At 65.0% G+C, this 16,749-nt stretch carries 13 protein-coding genes; 9 read left to right on the top strand and 4 right to left on the bottom strand.

The features are described from left to right. Positions 1–33: 33 nt before the first annotated feature. From N5C28_RS14400 to selO, 4 genes are all read left to right on the top strand, one after another. Positions 34–1,836, top strand: a complete 1,803-nt coding sequence (locus N5C28_RS14400; protein WP_279823292.1) for an acyl-CoA dehydrogenase — start codon at positions 34–36, stop codon at positions 1,834–1,836. Positions 1,837–2,059: 223 nt separating this feature from the next. After that, positions 2,060–3,802, top strand: coding sequence for a potassium/proton antiporter (locus tag N5C28_RS14395; protein WP_279823291.1), 1,743 nt, complete (start codon positions 2,060–2,062; stop codon positions 3,800–3,802). 80 nt (positions 3,803–3,882) lie between these two features. Beyond that, entirely contained in the window at positions 3,883–7,203 is a 3,321-nt protein-coding gene (mscK, locus tag N5C28_RS14390; RefSeq protein ID WP_279823290.1) for a mechanosensitive channel MscK, read from the top strand. Between the two features lie 81 nt (positions 7,204–7,284). Beyond that, positions 7,285–8,748, top strand: a complete 1,464-nt coding sequence (gene selO / locus N5C28_RS14385) for a protein adenylyltransferase SelO (RefSeq protein WP_279823288.1) — start codon at positions 7,285–7,287, stop codon at positions 8,746–8,748. Positions 8,749–8,757: 9 nt separating this feature from the next. Here the strand turns inward: selO and N5C28_RS14380 are convergent, their stop codons facing one another. After that, a complete protein-coding gene (locus tag N5C28_RS14380) occupies positions 8,758–9,462 on the bottom strand; it encodes an aspartate/glutamate racemase family protein (protein WP_279823287.1) in 705 nt (234 codons plus the stop codon). A gap of 217 nt (positions 9,463–9,679) precedes the next feature. On the opposite strand from N5C28_RS14380, the gene N5C28_RS14375 reads away from it, so the two are divergent. From N5C28_RS14375 to N5C28_RS14360, 4 genes are all read left to right on the top strand, one after another. After that, positions 9,680–10,660, top strand: a complete 981-nt coding sequence (locus N5C28_RS14375; protein ID WP_279823285.1) for a sulfite exporter TauE/SafE family protein — start codon at positions 9,680–9,682, stop codon at positions 10,658–10,660. A gap of 68 nt (positions 10,661–10,728) precedes the next feature. Continuing rightward, positions 10,729–11,163 (top strand): thioredoxin TrxC, encoded by a 435-nt coding sequence (trxC, locus tag N5C28_RS14370; RefSeq protein ID WP_279823284.1) that lies wholly within the window; start codon positions 10,729–10,731, stop codon positions 11,161–11,163. A gap of 94 nt (positions 11,164–11,257) precedes the next feature. After that, the gene (locus tag N5C28_RS14365) at positions 11,258–11,701 is read left to right on the top strand and encodes a YiiD C-terminal domain-containing protein (protein ID WP_279823282.1); all 444 of its coding nucleotides are present in this window, start codon (positions 11,258–11,260) and stop codon (positions 11,699–11,701) included. An 84-nt stretch (positions 11,702–11,785) separates the two neighbouring features. Then, positions 11,786–12,583 carry a universal stress protein gene (locus N5C28_RS14360; RefSeq protein ID WP_279823280.1) on the top strand — a complete coding sequence of 266 codons (798 nt, stop codon included), beginning with the start codon at positions 11,786–11,788 and terminating at the stop codon, positions 12,581–12,583. 56 nt (positions 12,584–12,639) lie between these two features. On the opposite strand, the gene N5C28_RS14355 is transcribed toward N5C28_RS14360, so the two are convergent. Continuing rightward, positions 12,640–13,413: a ParA family protein gene (locus tag N5C28_RS14355; RefSeq protein ID WP_279823279.1), complete on the bottom strand. Its 774-nt coding sequence runs from the start codon at positions 13,411–13,413 to the stop codon at positions 12,640–12,642. A 160-nt stretch (positions 13,414–13,573) separates the two neighbouring features. On the opposite strand from N5C28_RS14355, the gene N5C28_RS14350 reads away from it, so the two are divergent. After that, complete coding sequence (locus N5C28_RS14350; RefSeq protein WP_279823278.1) at positions 13,574–14,002, top strand: hypothetical protein; 429 nt, start codon at positions 13,574–13,576, stop codon at positions 14,000–14,002. A 90-nt stretch (positions 14,003–14,092) separates the two neighbouring features. On the opposite strand, the gene hemE is transcribed toward N5C28_RS14350, so the two are convergent. Next, on the bottom strand, positions 14,093–15,160 hold the full coding sequence (gene hemE, locus N5C28_RS14345) for a uroporphyrinogen decarboxylase (RefSeq protein ID WP_279823276.1): 1,068 nt from the start codon (positions 15,158–15,160) through the stop codon (positions 14,093–14,095). A 147-nt stretch (positions 15,161–15,307) separates the two neighbouring features. After that, positions 15,308–16,726 (bottom strand): FAD-dependent oxidoreductase, encoded by a 1,419-nt coding sequence (locus N5C28_RS14340; RefSeq protein WP_279823274.1) that lies wholly within the window; start codon positions 16,724–16,726, stop codon positions 15,308–15,310. Between the last annotated feature and the right edge of the window lie 23 nt (positions 16,727–16,749).

Below are 16,749 nucleotides of genomic sequence, written 5' to 3'. Positions count from 1 at the left end.
CTAGACTGATGCCATCCCATTGGAGGTGCATCCATGTCCGAGACCCTGCTCAGCTCCCGCAACCTGGCCTTCGAACTCTACGAAGTGCTGGATGCCGAAGCCCTGACCCAACGCCCGCGTTTCGCCGACCACAGCCGGGAAACCTTCGATGCGGCCATCGACACCGCCCGCAGCATCGCCGAGAACCTGTTCGCCCCGCACAACCGCAAGAACGACGAGCACGAGCCGGAGTACGTCGACGGCGCGGCCCGGCTGATTCCCGAGGTCAAACCGGCGGTCGACGCGTTTCTGGAGGCCGGCTTCCTCAACGCCACCCGCGAGTTCGACGTCGGCGGCATGCAACTGCCCAACCTGCTGTCCCAGGCCTGTTTCGCCCACTTCCAGTCGGCCAACGCGGCGACCACCTCCTACCCGTTCCTGACCATGGGCGCGGCCAACCTGATCGAGAGTTTCGGCAGCGAGGAACAGAAGCAGCGCTTCCTGCAGCCGATGATCGAGGGCCGCTTCTTCGGCACCATGGCGCTGACCGAGCCCCACGCCGGCTCGTCCCTGTCGGACCTGCGCACCCGCGCCGAGCCGGCCGCCGATGGCACCTACCGGATCAAGGGCAACAAGATCTTCATCTCCGGCGGCGACCACCCGCTGTCGGAGAACATCGTGCACATGGTCCTGGCCAAGCTGCCGGACGCCCCGCCCGGGGTGAAGGGCATCTCGCTGTTCATCGTGCCGAAATTCCTGGTCAACGACGACGGCAGCCTCGGCGCCCGCAACGACGTGGTCCTGGCCGGGCTGTTCCACAAGATGGGCTGGCGCGGCACCACCTCCACCGCCCTGAACTTCGGCGACGGTAACGAATGCGTGGGCTACCTGGTCGGCAAGCCGCACCAGGGCCTGTCCTACATGTTCCAGATGATGAACGAGGCGCGCATCGGCGTCGGCATGGGCGCGGTGATGCTCGGCTACGCCGGCTACCTCTACTCCCTCGACTACGCCCGCCAGCGCCCCCAGGGTCGCCTGCCGGACGGCAAGGACCCGACCTCGCCGCAGGTGGCCATCGTCGACCACGCCGACGTGCGGCGCATGCTGCTGACCCAGAAGGCCTACGTCGAAGGCGCGTTCGACCTTGGCCTGTACGCCGCCCGGCTGTTCGACGACACCCTGACCCTGGAAACAGAGGAGCAGCGCAAGAACGCCCTGGAACTGCTGGACCTGCTAACGCCCATCGTCAAATCCTGGCCCTCGGAGTTCTGCCTCAAGGCCAACGAGCTGGCGATCCAGATCCTCGGCGGCCACGGCTATACGCGGGATTACCCGGTGGAGCAGTACTACCGCGACAACCGCCTCAACCCGATCCACGAAGGCACCCACGGCATCCAGTCCCTGGACCTGCTCGGGCGCAAGGTGTCGATGAACGGCGGCGCGGCGCTCAAGCAACTGGTCAAGCTGATCCAGGACAGCTGCCAACGCGCCAGCCAACATGAATCCCTCAACACCCTGCGCCAGCCGCTGGAGCAACTGCTGGCACGCCTGTCGGCGGTGACCCTGGCCCTGCTCGGCGACCTGATGGCCGGCCGGGTCAACCAGGGCCTGGCCAACTCGGCGCTGTACCTGAAGGCCTTCGGGCACCTGGTGATCGGCTGGCGCTGGCTGGAACAGGCGATTCGCGCCGAACAGGGCCTGGCCCGTGGCGACGCCGCGGACGCCGACTTCTACCAGGGCAAACTGCAGGCCGCGCGCTACTTTCTGACCTGGGAAGTGCCGAGCTGCCACCACGACCTGGCCATTCTCGAAGCCCGCGACGACACCTGCCTGGCCATGCGCGACGCCTGGTTCTGATCCGGTGACGGGGCGGCGCCTTGGCCCGCCCCGTCTCGCTCGGTCTCTGCCGGCGCCTGACACCTGTTGCAACGCGGCCAAGGCCACATCGCAAATCATTGGTTACTAAAGCGTTATCAAATACCTACGCTTTTTTGACAGGTGGGCAAGTACACCGGTTAGAATCCCCTGGCACGCGCCATGCATACAAGGCGCACTCATTGCAGCCTTGGGGGGACGTGATTTGGATGCTGGCACCGTCAACAACCTGTTCTTGATCGGGGCGCTGCTCGTTGCTGCAAGCATCATGGTCAGTTCACTGTCCACCCGAATCGGCATCCCGATCCTGGTCATCTTCCTCGCAGTGGGCATGCTGGCGGGTGTCGACGGTATCGGTGGCATCGTCTTCAACGACTACTCCCTGGCTTATCTGGTCAGCAACCTGGCCCTGGCGGTCATCCTCCTCGATGGCGGCATGCGTACCCGCGCCGCCACCTTCCGGGTCGCCCTGTGGCCGGCACTTTCGCTGGCCACCACCGGTGTCGTGATCACGGCGGGCCTGACCGGCGTGGCGGCCGCCTGGCTGTTCGACCTGTCGCTCATCGAAGGCCTGCTCATCGGCGCGATCGTGGGCTCCACGGACGCCGCTGTCGTCTTCAACCTGCTCAATGGCAAAGGGCTGAACGAACGCGTCGGCTCGACACTGGAAATCGAGTCGGGCAGCAACGATCCGATGGCGATGTTCCTGACCGTGTCGCTGATCGCCATGCTGGCGGCGGGTCAGACGAGCTTCAGCTGGACCATCCTGGTCAGCCTGGTGCAGCAGTTCGGTATCGGCATCATCCTCGGTCTGTCGGGCGGCTGGCTGTTGCTGCAGCTGATCAACCGCATCACCGTGGCCGATGGCCTGTACCCGCTGCTGGCCGTCAGCGGCGGCATCATGATCTATGCCCTGTCCGGCATCATTGGCGGTAGCGGCATCCTGGCCGTCTATGTGTGCGGGCTGCTGCTGGGCAATTGCCCGATCCGCAATCGCCACGGCATTCTGCACATGTTCGACGGGCTGGCCTGGCTCAGCCAGATCGGCATGTTCCTGGTGCTCGGCCTGCTGCTCACCCCGAGCAATCTGCTGCCAATCGCGGTGCCTGCGCTTCTCCTGTCGCTGTGGATGATCCTCTTCGCACGACCGCTTTCGGTCTTCATCGGCCTGTTGCCCTTCAAGGGATTCAGCCTGCGTGAGCGGACGTTCATTTCCTGGATCGGCCTGCGGGGTGCGGTCCCAGTCATTCTCGCGGTATTTCCGCTCATGGCCGGCCTGGAGAATGCCCAGTTGTTCTTCAACGTGGCATTCTTCATCGTACTGGTCTCGCTTCTGCTTCAAGGCACCACCCTGGGGTGGGCGGCCCGCAAAGCGAAAGTGGAGGTCCCCCCGGTGCCGTCGCCGATTTCACGTGCCGGCCTGGAAATTCACCCGACCAGCCAGTGGGAACTCTTCGTCTATCGCCTCGGCGCAGAAAAATGGTGCATCGGCGCGCCCTTGAAAGCGTTGAACATGCCTGAAGGAACGCGGATCGCGGCGCTGTTTCGTGGCCATGAATTGCTTCATCCCTCTGGCAGTACGACGCTGGAAGCCCGCGATGTGCTCTGTGTGATCGGCCATGAGCACGACCTGCCCGCTCTGGGCGCGCTGTTCAGCCAGGCGCCCAAGCGCGCCAAGGACCTGCGTTTCTTCGGCGACTTCGTCCTGGAAGGCGATGCCGAACTGGGCGCCATTGCCGCGCTCTACGGCCTGAAGCTCGGCGATACCGATGGCCGGCAGCCGCTGGGGCGTTTCATCGCCCATCAACTGGGTAGCGAGCCCGTGATTGGCGACCATGTCGATTGGCAGGGCATGACCTGGACAATCGCAGCGATGGAAGGGAACAAGATCCGCAAAGTGGGCGTCAAACTGCCGGAAGGTCAGTCCCAGCCGGGCCTTTTCCTCTAACGTACGCGGCGAGAACCCTTCTCGCCGCCAGACTGGCATATCATCCCCCCTAACTTCTGTCCGAGTGGCTGAACGCGGTCATGCTCCCATTGCGCCCCTTGCTCGCTATCGCTCTGCTGTTTCTCTGCTCCGCCCTGGCAACGGCGCAGGCCTCCGCCCTTCCAAACCCGATGTCCTTGCAGAAAAGCCTGGACACCCTGGCCGAGCGCAAGCTGCCGGAACCCGAGCAGAAGAGCGTGCAGGCCGCCCTGGAGCAGACCCTCACCTTGTTGGCCGCCCAGGCCGACAGTGAAAAGCGCCTGGCCGACCTCAAGCGCCAGCTCAGTGAAGCCCCCGGCCAGACCACCGAGGCCCAGCGCGAACTGGCGCGCCTCAAGGCCAGCAAGCCGGTGGCCGCCAGCACCCAATACGGCAAATCCCCGCTGGAACAGCTGGAAAGCCTGCTGAACGAGCGCAGCACGCAGCTGGCGGACTGGCAGAAGGCGTTGGCCGAAGCCAACAGCCTGATCATCACCTCCCAGACCCGGCCGGAACGGGCCCAGGCGGAAATCAGCAACAACCAGGTCCGCACCCAGCAGATCAATACCATCCTCAAGACCGGTCGCGACGCGGGCAAGCCCATCATCAGCGAGCAGCGCGACCAGCTCACCGCCGAGCTCGCCGCCCTCGACGCGCAGACCCAGCTGCGCCGCCAGGAGCTGGCCGGCAACAGCCTGCTGCAGGACCTCGGCAACGCCCGCCGCGACCTGCTGATGGAACGCATCCGTCGCGCGGAGCAGGACAGCCAGGACCTGCAGTCGATGATCAACGAACGGCGCCGGGAAAGCTCCGAGCAGACTGTCGCCGAACTCGCCCGCGAGGCTCGCAATGCCACGCCGGACAGCGTCCTGGCCGAGGAAAGCGCGGTCAACGTCAAGCTCTCCGACTACCTGCTGCGTGCCACGGATCGCCTCAACGAATTGACCCAGCGCAACCTGCAGACCCGTCAGCAACTGGACACCCTCAGCCAGGCCGACCAGGCCCTGGAAGAGCAGATCAGCGTGCTCAAGGGCAGCCTGCTGCTGTCGAAGATTCTCTACCAGCAGAAACAGGCGCTGCCCCATCTCACGCTCGATGGCGACCTGGCCGACGAAATCGCCGATATCCGCCTCTACCAGTTCGAGTTGGGCCAGCAGCGCGAGGCGCTCAGCAACCCCCAGGCCTACGTCGAAGCGCTGCTGGCCAAGCAGCAACCGGAGCAGGTGACGCCCGAACTGCACGACACCCTGCTGAACCTGGCCACCACCCGCAGCGAGCTGTTCGACCGCCTCGGCCGCGAACTCAACAGCTTGCTCAACGAATCGATCACCCTGCAGCTGAACCAGAAACAGCTGCACGACACTTCCCAGGCCCTGCGCGCCACCCTGGAAGAACAGCTGTTCTGGATTCCCAGCAACAAACCCCTGGACCTGGCCTGGTTCAAGAGCATTCCGCAGCACCTGGAGCGCCAGCTCGCGGAGGTGCCCTGGGGCTCGGGCGTGGCTGAACTGGGCGAAGGCCTGGTCGATCGCCCCTGGCTGTTCATCCCGCTGCTGCTGGTGATCGGCGCCCTGCTGTGGAAGCGCAGCTACCTGTACGACAAGCTCACCGCCCTGCACCAGGACATCGGCCACTACAAGCTCGACAGCCAGCTGCACACCCCGCTGGCGCTGCTGCTGAACATCCTCCTGGCCCTGCCGGTGGCGCTGTTCCTGGCCCTCTGCGGGCTGGCCCTGCAGATCGACGCCCGGGGCCAGAACGCCACGCTGGGCGCCGGCCTGGTGGAAATGGCCCAGGCTTGGCTGGTGTTCTACACCCTGTACCGCATACTCGCGCCCAGCGGCGTGGCCGAGCTGCACTTCCACTGGCCGCGCCCCCAGGTCGCCCTGCTGAGCAAACAGATACGCCGCCTGGGCATCGTGGTCATGGCCCTGGTCGCGGTGGTCACCGTGGCCGAGCACCAGCCGGCGGCGCTGGCCGAGGACGTCATCGGGATTTTCGTGGTGCTGTCCTGCTATACCCTGATGGCGCTGATTCTCGGCAAGCTGCTGCTGGCCGAGCCGATGCGCGAGCACACCTCGCCGTTCCGCTTCCTGATCGGCCTGGGCTTCACCGCCCTGCCCCTGGTGTTCATCGTCGCGGTGGGCTTCGGCTACTACTACACCTCGCTGAAACTCACCGACCGCCTGATCAACACCCTGTACCTGCTGATCTTCTTCCTGATCATCGAGGCCACCTTCGTCCGTGGCCTGGCAGTGGCTGCACGGCGCCTGGCCTATGCCCGCGCCCTGGCCAAGCGCCAGGCGCAGACCCGGGAAAACGCCGAAGGCGAAGACGTGGTGATCGAGGAGCCGACCCTCGACATCGAGCAGGTCAACCAGCAGTCGCTGCGCCTGATCCGCCTGGCCCTGTTCGGCGTGTTCATCGCCTGCATGTACCTGGTGTGGGCGGACCTGATCAGCGTGTTCGCCTACCTGGATGAAATCACCCTCTACCAGTACGCCGCCGGTACCGGCGATGCGGCAACCCAGTTGCCCATCAGCCTGCTGGACTTCCTCGGCGCCCTGATCATCGCCGGCATCACCATCGCCCTGGCGCGCAACCTGCCGGGTCTGCTGGAAGTGCTGGTGCTGTCGCGGCTGTCCCTGGCCCAGGGCAGCGCCTACGCCACCACCACGCTGCTGTCCTATGCCATCGCCGGCATCGGCTTCGTCAGCGCACTGTCGACCCTGGGGGTGAGCTGGGACAAGCTGCAGTGGCTGGTCGCGGCCCTCTCCGTGGGTATCGGTTTCGGCATGCAGGCGATCTTCGCCAACTTCATTTCCGGTCTGATCCTGCTGTTCGAGCGCCCGGTGCGCATCGGCGACCTGGTGACCATCGGCACCGTGACCGGCACGGTCAACCGGATCCGCATCCGCGCGACCCACATCACCGACGGCGACCGCAAGGAAGTCATCGTGCCCAACCAGATCTTCCTCACCAGCCAGTTGATCAACTGGACCCTGACCGACACCATCACCCGCATCGTGCTGGTGTTCAACGTCAACCGCGGTGCCGACCTGGAGCTGGTGCGCAAGCTGCTGCTGCAGGCCACCCAGGAAAACGCCCGGGTGCTGCGCGATCCGGCACCCAGCGTGCAACTGAAGACCTATGGCGCCTCCACCCTGGAGCACGAGCTGAAGATTTACGTGCGCGAACTGGGCGACCGCGGCCTGGCCACCGACGAGCTGAACCGGCGCATCGACCAGCTGTTCCAGGAAAACGACATCAACGTCTCCTCGACGCCGAAGATGGAACTGACCTTCGCCAACCGCCGCGGGCAGGAGCACCGGGTCGAGCAAGGCGAACCAACGCCACCCGACCTGCCAGCCAACCAGCCCTGAGCCAAGGGTGCGCCGCCTCGGTGGCGCACCATTCATCCCGGCGGGTTCCCCCAAGCGGCCTCACCGTGTAAAGCTGAGCCCATGAAAACCCTCGACGACCTCCAGTTCGACAACCGCTTCGCCCGCCTGGGCGACGCCTTCTCCACCCCGGTCGAGCCCGAGCCGATCGACGAACCCCGCGTGGTCGTGGTCAGCGAAGCGGCCCTGGCCCTGCTCGACCTCGACCCGGCCGAAGCCGAGCGCGACGTGTTCGCCCAGTTGTTCACCGGCCACACCCTGTGGAGCGAGGCGCAGCCACGGGCGATGGTCTACTCCGGCCACCAGTTCGGCTCCTACAACCCGCGCCTGGGCGACGGCCGCGGCCTGCTGCTGGGAGAAGTGCTCAACGACGCCGGCGAGCACTGGGACTTGCACCTCAAGGGCGCCGGGCAGACGCCCTATTCGCGCATGGGCGATGGCCGTGCGGTGCTGCGCAGTTCGATCCGCGAGTTCCTCGCCTCCGAGGCCCTGCATGCCCTGGGCATTCCGACGTCACGGGCGCTGTGCGTCACCGGCTCGACCACCCCGGTGTGGCGCGAGAAGCAGGAGACCGCCGCCATGGTCCTGCGCCTGGCGCCCAGCCATGTGCGCTTCGGCCACTTCGAATACTTCTATTACACCCAGCAGCCGGAGCAGTTGAAGCAGCTCGCCGAGCACGTGCTGAGCAGCCACTACCCTCAGTGCCTGGAACAGCCCGAGCCCCATGCCGCGTTCTTCCGCGAGGTGGTGGAGCGCAACGCCGAGCTGATCGCCTACTGGCAGGCATACGGCTTCTGCCACGGGGTGATGAATACCGACAACATGTCGATCCTCGGCATCACCTTCGACTACGGCCCTTACGCCTTCCTCGATGACTTCGACGCCCATTTCATCTGCAACCATTCCGATGACGGCGGCCGCTACAGCTTCAGCAATCAGGTGCCCATCGCCCACTGGAACCTCGCGGCCCTGGCCCAGGCGCTGACGCCCTTCGTCAGCGTCGAGCAGTTGCGCGAAACCCTGGAGCTGTTCCTGCCCTTGCACCAGGCCCACTACCTGGACCTGATGCGCCAGCGCCTTGGGCTGCGTAACGGGGAAGACGGCGATGAGGTACTGGTGCAGCGCCTGCTGACGCTGATGCAGACCAGCGCGGTGGACTACACCGGTTTCTTCCGCGAACTGGGCGACAGTGCGCCCGATCAGGCCCTGTCTCGCTTGCGTGAGGATTTCGTCGACCTTGCCGGTTTCGATGCCTGGGCGGCGGACTACCGGCAGCGCATCGAACGCGACGGTGCCGACGACCAGGCACAGCGCCAGGCGCGCATGCATGCGGTCAACCCGCGCTACATCCTGCGCAACTACCTGGCCCAGCAGGCCATCGAGGCGGCGGAACGGGGTGATTACAAACCGGTGCGCGAGCTGCACCGGGTGCTGTCGAATCCCTTCACCGAGCAACCGGGCATGGAGCGCTACGCCGAACGGCCGCCGGAATGGGGCAAGCACCTGGAGATCAGTTGCTCCTCCTGAGGCCGGGTTTCAGGCGTCGGGTGCCGCCAGTATCCAATCCAGGCCCATGGCCACGTGCAGCTCCGTGCTGTCGAACAGCGTGAGCGGTGCGGGCGTGTTCTCCAGCAGCAGGCCGATTTCCGTACAGCCGAGGATCGCCGCCTCGGCCCCCTGCCCGGCCAGCGCCGACAGGCAATCGAGGTAGTAGGCGCGGGCGTCGTCGCGAAACACGCCCTGGCACAGTTCGGCGAAGATCACCCGGTCGACCTCGGCCATCTGCGCCGCATCGGGCACGATGACCTCGATCCCGAAACGTGCCGCCAGGCGCTCCCGGTAGAAGGCTTCCTGCATGGTGAAGCGCGTGCCGAGCAGGGCCACGCGGCGCACACCTTGGCGCTGCAGGGCCTGGCCTACGGCATCGCCGATGTGCAGCAAGGGAATCGCCACCGCCGCCTCGATGGCCGGGGCGACCTTGTGCATGGTGTTGGTGGCCAGCAGCAACGCCGTCGCGCCAGCCTGTTCCAGGCGTTGCGCGATGTCGGCGAGCACGGCACCAGCCTCGTCCCAGTCACCGGAGGCCTGGAGCGCCGCGATCTCGGCGAAATCCACCGAATGCAGCAACAGTGGCGCCGAATGCAGGCCACCACGCTGCTCGCGCACGCCCTGGTTGAGCAAGCGGTAATAGCTCGCCGTCGACTCCCAGCTCATACCACCCAGAACGCCCAGCTGACGCATGGCACACCTCCATCGGGAAAACCCCGAGCCTAGCCGGCAGCAGGTTCGGCGCCCAGTTACAGTGCCCCGGCAGTCGAGCGGTACAGCCTTATCTGTTAAATCGAAAAGGCATATCAACCTTCTCAAACATTCTTAGACTCTCTAAGCAAAGCAGCTTATCTTGCCCCCGCTGCTTATTCCGGCCTGTTCTACCGCAAACTGTCAGGCGCCTCACTGCATGAAAATTCGCGATCTCGACCTCAGTGCCAGCCCGCTCAATGCCGAGCACGAAGCGCTGGGCCTGCCCCCCGTCGAAGACTACGTCAGCCACCCCGACAACCACCCGATCCTGCGTTCGGCCATGTGGTTCGCCGCCCTGGTACTGATCGGCCTGTTGCTGTTCCTCGCCTGGCGCCTGTTCTTCGGCGACAACGGCGGCAGCAGCGGCTTCGAGATCATCGAGCGCACCCTGCACAGCCCGGCCTTCTGGAGTGCGGTCGCCGTGGGCTTCTTCGCCCAGGTGATCGACGGCGCCCTGGGCATGGCCTATGGCATCACCGCCACCACCTTCCTGCTCAGCGCCGGCGCCACGCCTGCGGCGGCCAGCGCCAGCGTGCACATCGCCGAGGTGTTCACCACCGGGCTCTCGGGCATTTCCCACGTGAAACTGGGCAACGTCAGCAAATCGCTGTTCCTGCGCCTGCTGCTGCCGGGGATCATCGGCGCCGTGCTCGGCGCGGTGCTGATCACCAGCTTCGACGGCGACGTGATGAAGCCCTTCATCTCCGCCTACCTGCTGCTGATGGGCCTGTACATCCTGCGCAAGGCTTACCGCCACGTGAAACAGCAACCCCGCGAGCCGAAGCACGTGGCCAAGCTGGCGCTGTTCGGTGGTTTCGTCGACGCCGCCGGCGGTGGCGGCTGGGGCCCTGTGGTCACCAGCAGCCTGCTGGGCTCGGGCAGCGACCCGCGCACCACCATCGGTTCGGTCAACTTCGCCGAGTTCTTCCTGACCATCACCAGCGCCGCCTCGTTCATCCTCCTGGCCGGCCAGCCGGACACCTGGATGATGGTCGCCGGCCTGGTCTTCGGCGGCATGTTCGCTGCGCCACTGGCTGCGCTGCTGTGCAAGAAGCTGTCGGCCCGCACCCTGCTGACCATCGTCGGCTGCCTGATCACCCTGATCAGCGCCTACAACATCTACTCGTCCCTGGTCTGATGCGCGCGGCCAGCGCTTGATTTTCGGCGATCCGACTCCAGATCAGGGGTATCCATCTGGAGTCGACCATGAGTGAACCCCTGCTGATCCCCTGCCCCCATTGCAACGGCCTTAACCGCATTCCCGCCGAACGCCTGGGCGACGCCCCGCGCTGTGGCCGTTGCAAGGCCGAAGTGCTGCCTGCCGAACCCATCGAGCTGACCCAGGCCAACTTTGCCAGCCAGTTGAAAGGCGACCTGCCGCTGCTGGTCGATGTGTGGGCCGCCTGGTGCGGCCCCTGCCAGGCCTTCGCCCCCACCTTCGCCCAGGCGGCGAAGCAGCTGCAGGGGCGCTATCGCCTGGCCAAGCTGGACAGCGAAGCGCACACGCAACTGGCCGGGCAACTGGCGATCCGCTCGATCCCGAGCCTGCTGCTGTTCAAGGGCGGCCGCGAAGTGGCCCGGCAGAGCGGCGCCATGCCGCTGCCGCAGCTGCTGGCCTGGCTCAACGCCCAGGGCGCCTGAGCAGAAGGGTCAAGCGCGGCGGGCGCTCCGGTCACTGGCAAGCTGACGGGCGCCCGCTAGGCTGACGGGCACCCCTTCAGCCCAGGTACCGACCATGTCCCTGCCCGTCGAAATCGCCCGCCAGCTCACCGAAGAACAGATCGCCTTCGTCAAACGCAGTGGCCTCAAGGCCGAGGTGCTGGAGCCGGGCCATGTGCGGCTGCGCATGCCGCTGGCGGGCAACGAGAATCACATTGGCAGCATGTACGCCGGCGCCCTGTTCACCCTCGCGGAAATCCCCGGCGGCGCGCTGTTTCTCACCAGCTTCGACGTGCAGCGCTTCTACCCGGTGATCAAGGAGATGAACCTGCGCTTTCGCCGCCCGGCCACCGGCGACATCCAGGTCGAGGCGCGTCTCGACGCCGCGCAGATCGAGCAATTGCAGACGCAGGCGGCCGAACAGGGCAAGGCCGAGTTTCCCCTGGAGCTGCAACTGACCGACGCCAGCGGCGAGGTGGTGGCGTACAGCCACGGTCTTTACCAATTGCGCGCCCGCTGACGCCTGACCTTGCCGTGGATCAAAACAGCAGCTAAGCATGAGGGAATAATAAAGTACGCCGACAGGCATCGGCCGGAGATGCTCATGTTCTCTCACATCCTCATTGCCCATGATTTGCGCGACACGGCGGACATGGCCCTGTGCCGGGCCACGCAACTGGCCCGCCAGCACAATGCCCGGCTGACCATCCTGCACGTGCTCGACCCCAGCCAGAGCAGCCAGCAACATGACCAGGCACAACAGGCGCTCGACCGCAGCCTGACCCAGTACGCCCCATCGGGCAGCGAGCTGCGCCTGCGCAGCGGCAAGCCCTCGGAGGTGGTGCTGCAACAACTGAACGAACTCGGTTGCGACCTGCTGGTACTGGGCGCCCACCACAAGCGCCATGACTTCTTTTCCGGCACCAGCCTGGACCGCATCGCCCGCAGTTGCCCCGTGCCCCTGCTGCTGGTGGCGCGCAACGACTTCCAGCCCTACCAGCGGGCCCTGTCGGCCATCGACTTCTCGCTCTGCGCCTGCAGTGCGCTGGCCCAGGCCTGCCAGCTGCTGCCCGACACCGCCGAACTGCATGCGCTGCACGTGTTCGAGCCGGAAAAGGGCACCCCCAAGCAGGTCGAAGAGCACCTGCACCTGCAGACCGCGCTGATCGATCGGCTGATGTCGGACGAAGCCCAGAACCTGCCACCGGGCAGCCCGAACCTGAGCCATTCGGTGCAGCAGGGAGGCATCCTGCGAGCGTTGCAGGAGCAACTGAAAGTGCGGCGCAGCGAACTCATGGTGCTCGGCAGCCACGGCCGCAGCGCGCTGTCACAGGCCCTGCTCGGCAGCCTGGCCCAGCACTTCCTGCACAAGGCGCCTTGCGACATCCTGGTGGTTCGCTGATTACGCCACCCATGAAAAAAGGCGCCCATTGGCGCCTTTTTTCATGGGGCGAATGTTCAGTCCGCCGCGTTCAACAGGTCATGCAGCTCCACGTACTGCTGCGTCAGCTTGTGCCGTGCATCCAGGTAGATCAGCGGCGTGCAGGCCTGGTGCGACTCGCGCATCCGCACCGAACTCATCAGGTTCACCGGCAGCACCGGCAGCCCCTCGGCAATCAGCTCGTCGAGCAGTTGCTGGGGCAGCGAAGCCCTGGGCTGGAACTGATTGACCACGATCCCTTCGACCGCCAGGTCTTCGTTGTGGTCTTCACGCAGCTCTTCGATCTCTTGCAGCAGGCCATACAGGGCGTTGCGCGAGAAACTGTCGCAATCGAAGGGAATCAGCACGCGGTCGGCGGCGATCAGCGCGGAAACCGTATAGAAGTTCAGCGCCGGCGGGGTATCCAGGTAGATCCGCTCGTAATCCTCGGCCAGGTCCTCGAGCAGCTTTCGCAACTTGTTGATCTTGTGCTTGGCTTCGAGCTTGGGCTGCAGGTCCGCCAGTTCAGCGGTGGCGGTGATCACGTGCAGGTTGTCGAACGGGGTCTCGTAGATATCCACCTTACCCTTCTTGGCGAACGGCCCGCTGGACAGCGTCTGCTTGAAGAACTCGGCGATCCCCATGGGAATCTCGTCGCCGGTCAGGCCGGTGAGGTAGTGCGTCGAGTTGGCCTGGGCATCGAGGTCGATGAGCAGGGTCCGGTACCCTTGCGAAGCGCTCACGGCTGCCAGGTTGCAGGCGATGCTGGACTTGCCCACCCCGCCCTTCTGATTGAACACCACACGCCGCATATCACCTCTCCCTATCCGCCCGAAATCCGCACTGGCTGTTTGTAGCGCACTCGCGGCACAGACGCAAACGCCGACGGATAGCGTTTTGATATCACTCCTGTTAGGCTGCGCGCCCGCGAACGACCGCGGCGAAGGAAAACACCCCCCGAAGGAGTTACACGTGTTCATCGTACGTTTCATTGCTTTGCTGACTGTCCTGGCGCTCTCCACTGGCTGTGCCTCGGGCCTGAACTCGATGCAGAAATCGGAAATGCGGCATTTCGAAGCCCGCAACATGACCGTCAAGGAGAAGAGCCCGGGCGCAGCGGCGGCACTGGGCCTGCTGCCTGGCGGCGGCTCCTTCTACGGGCGCGAGTACGGCTTTGGCGTGGTCAACCTGCTGCTGTGGCCCCTCTCGATCCTCTGGGACCCGGTCAGCGGTTACGACGCCGCCCAGGTGATCAACTACGAAGCCACCAAGGCCCACCTGATGCAGTCCCAGGAAAAGGACATGCGGGTGCTGGATGACCAACTGAGCAGCGGCGAGATCGACATGGTCAGCTACACCATCCAGAAGCGCAAAGTCGAAGCCAAGTACCGCTACAACTGATACCGGCTCGAATGAAAACGCCGCCTCCCGTGACCGGGTAGGCGGCGTTTTCGTTTGGGCGCGACGGACGCGCCCGCCGAGGCGAACGCATCAGCCGTGATAGCGCGCCGACAGCTCGTGCACCGCCTCGAAGAACGCAGCGGCATTGGCCGGGTCGACCTCGGGGGTGATGCCGTGGCCGAGGTTGAACACCTGACCGCTGCCCTGGCCGTATGCCGCGAGGATACGCGCGACTTCGGCACGGATGGCCTCGGGGCTGGAGTAGAGCACCGCCGGGTCCATGTTGCCCTGCAGGGCAACCTTGTCGCCGACGCGGGCGCGGGCGCTGCCGATATCGCAGGTCCAGTCCAGGCCCAGGGCTTCGGCGCCGCTGTCAGCCATGGACTCGAGCCACAGGCCGCCGCCCTTGGTGAACAGGATCACCGGCACGCGGCGCCCATCGTGCTCGCGAATCAGGCCATCGACGATCTTCTGCATGTAGGCCAGGGAGAATTCCTGATAGGCCGCCGCAGAGAGCGAACCGCCCCAGGAATCGAAAATCTGCACCGCCTGGGCACCCGCGCGGATCTGCCCGTTGAGGTAGGCAGTGACCGACTGCGCCAGCTTGTCGAGCAGCGCGTGCATGGCCTGGGGGTTGGTGTAGAGCATCGCCTTGGACTTGCGGAAATCCTTGCTGGAGCCGCCTTCGACCATGTAGGTGGCCAGGGTCCAGGGGCTGCCCGAGAAGCCGATCAGCGGCACGCGGCCATTCAGCTCACGACGGATGGTGCGCACGGCATCCATCACATAACCCAGGTCACGCTCCGGATCAGGGATCGGCAGCGCCTCGATGTCGGCCAGGCTGGCGACCACTTTCTTGAAGCGCGGGCCTTCGCCGGTTTCGAAGTACAGGCCCTGGCCCATGGCGTCGGGGATGGTGAGGATGTCGGAGAAGAGGATCGCCGCGTCGATCTGCGGGTAGCGGTCCAGCGGCTGCAGCGTCACTTCGCAGGCCAGCTCGGGGTTCTTCATCAGGCTGACGAAGTCACCGGCCTTGGCGCGTGTGGCGCGGTATTCCGGCAGGTAGCGACCGGCCTGACGCATCATCCACACCGGGGTGACATCGACAGGTTGCTTGAGCAGGGCACGCAGGAAACGGTCGTTCTTCAGGGCAGTCATAACAATTCCCGAGACATAGGACGGCAACAAAAAAGTGCGGGCATTTTCGCAGACCGCAAAACAAAAGGCACGGCGAGTGCCGTGCCTTTTGTCTACCGGGTCAATTTGTCGCGGTCAGCGCGGCACTCAGTCAGCCCGCGCCAGCGCTTAGACGCCCAGGTAATCGAGGATACCTTCGGCGGCGTTGCGGCCTTCGAAGATCGCCGTCACCACCAGGTCGGAACCACGCACCATGTCGCCGCCCGCGAAGATCTTCGGGTTGCTGGTCTGGTGCTTGAATGTGTTCTTCTCCGGTGCCACGACGCGGCCCTGGTTGTCGGTCTGGATCTCGAACTGCTCGAACCAGGACGCCGGGCTCGGGCGGAAACCGAAGGCGATCAGCACGGCTTCGGCCGGGATGATTTCCTCGGAACCCGGGATCGGCTCGGGGCTGCGACGGCCGCGGGCGTCCGGCTCGCCGAGACGGGTCTCGACCACCTTCACGCCTTCCACCTTGTCTTCACCGACGATGGCGATCGGCTGGCGGTTGAAGAGGAATTTCACACCTTCTTCCTTGGCGTTCTTCACCTCTTTGCGCGAGCCCGGCATGTTCTCTTCGTCACGACGATAGGCGCAGGTCACGCTCTTGGCGCCCTGGCGGATCGAGGTGCGGTTGCAGTCCATGGCCGTGTCGCCACCGCCGAGCACGACGATGCGCTTGCCCTTCATGTCGATGAAGTCTTCCGGGTTCTTCTCGAAACCCAGGTTGCGGTTGACGTTGGCGATCAGGAAGTCCAGCGCGTCGTAGACGCCTGGCAGGTCTTCGCCGGCGAAACCGCCCTTCATGTAGGTGTAGGTGCCCATGCCCATGAACACGGCATCGTACTCATCCAGCAGCTGCTGCATGGTGATGTCGGTGCCGATCTCGGTGTTCAGGCGGAACTCGATGCCCATGCCGGTGAACACTTCACGGCGGCGGCTCAGCACGCTCTTTTCCAGCTTGAACTCGGGGATGCCGAAGGTCAGCAGGCCGCCGATTTCCGGGTTCTTGTCGAATACCACCGGGGTCACGCCGTTGCGCACCAGCACGTCGGCACAGCCCAGGCCCGCCGGGCCTGCACCGATCACGGCAACACGCTTACCGGTCGGCTTGACCTTGGACATGTCCGGGCGCCAGCCCATGGCGAAGGCGGTGTCGGTGATGTACTTCTCCACCGAACCGATGGTCACCGCGCCGAAGCCGTCGTTGAGGGTGCACGCACCCTCGCACAGACGGTCCTGCGGGCACACGCGGCCGCAGACTTCCGGCAGGGTGTTGGTCTGGTGCGACAGTTCGGCGGCCGCGAGGATGTTGCCCTCGGACACCAGCTTCAGCCAGTTGGGAATGAAGTTGTGCACCGGGCACTTCCACTCGCAATACGGGTTGCCGCAGCCCAGGCAACGATGCGCCTGGTCCGCGGCCTGAGCCGGCTTGAAGTTGTCGTAGATCTCGACGAACTCTTTCTTGCGTTGACGCAACAGTTTCTTCTTCGGGTCTTTGCGCCCGACTTCGATGAACTGGAAGTCGTTATTCAGACGTTCAGTCATTTCAAAACCTCATCAAACTACTG

This window comes from Pseudomonas sp. GD03944 (genome assembly GCF_029839275.1).
Taxonomy (GTDB): domain Bacteria; phylum Pseudomonadota; class Gammaproteobacteria; order Pseudomonadales; family Pseudomonadaceae; genus Aquipseudomonas.
This window is presented reverse-complemented; position numbering and strand designations above follow the sequence as displayed.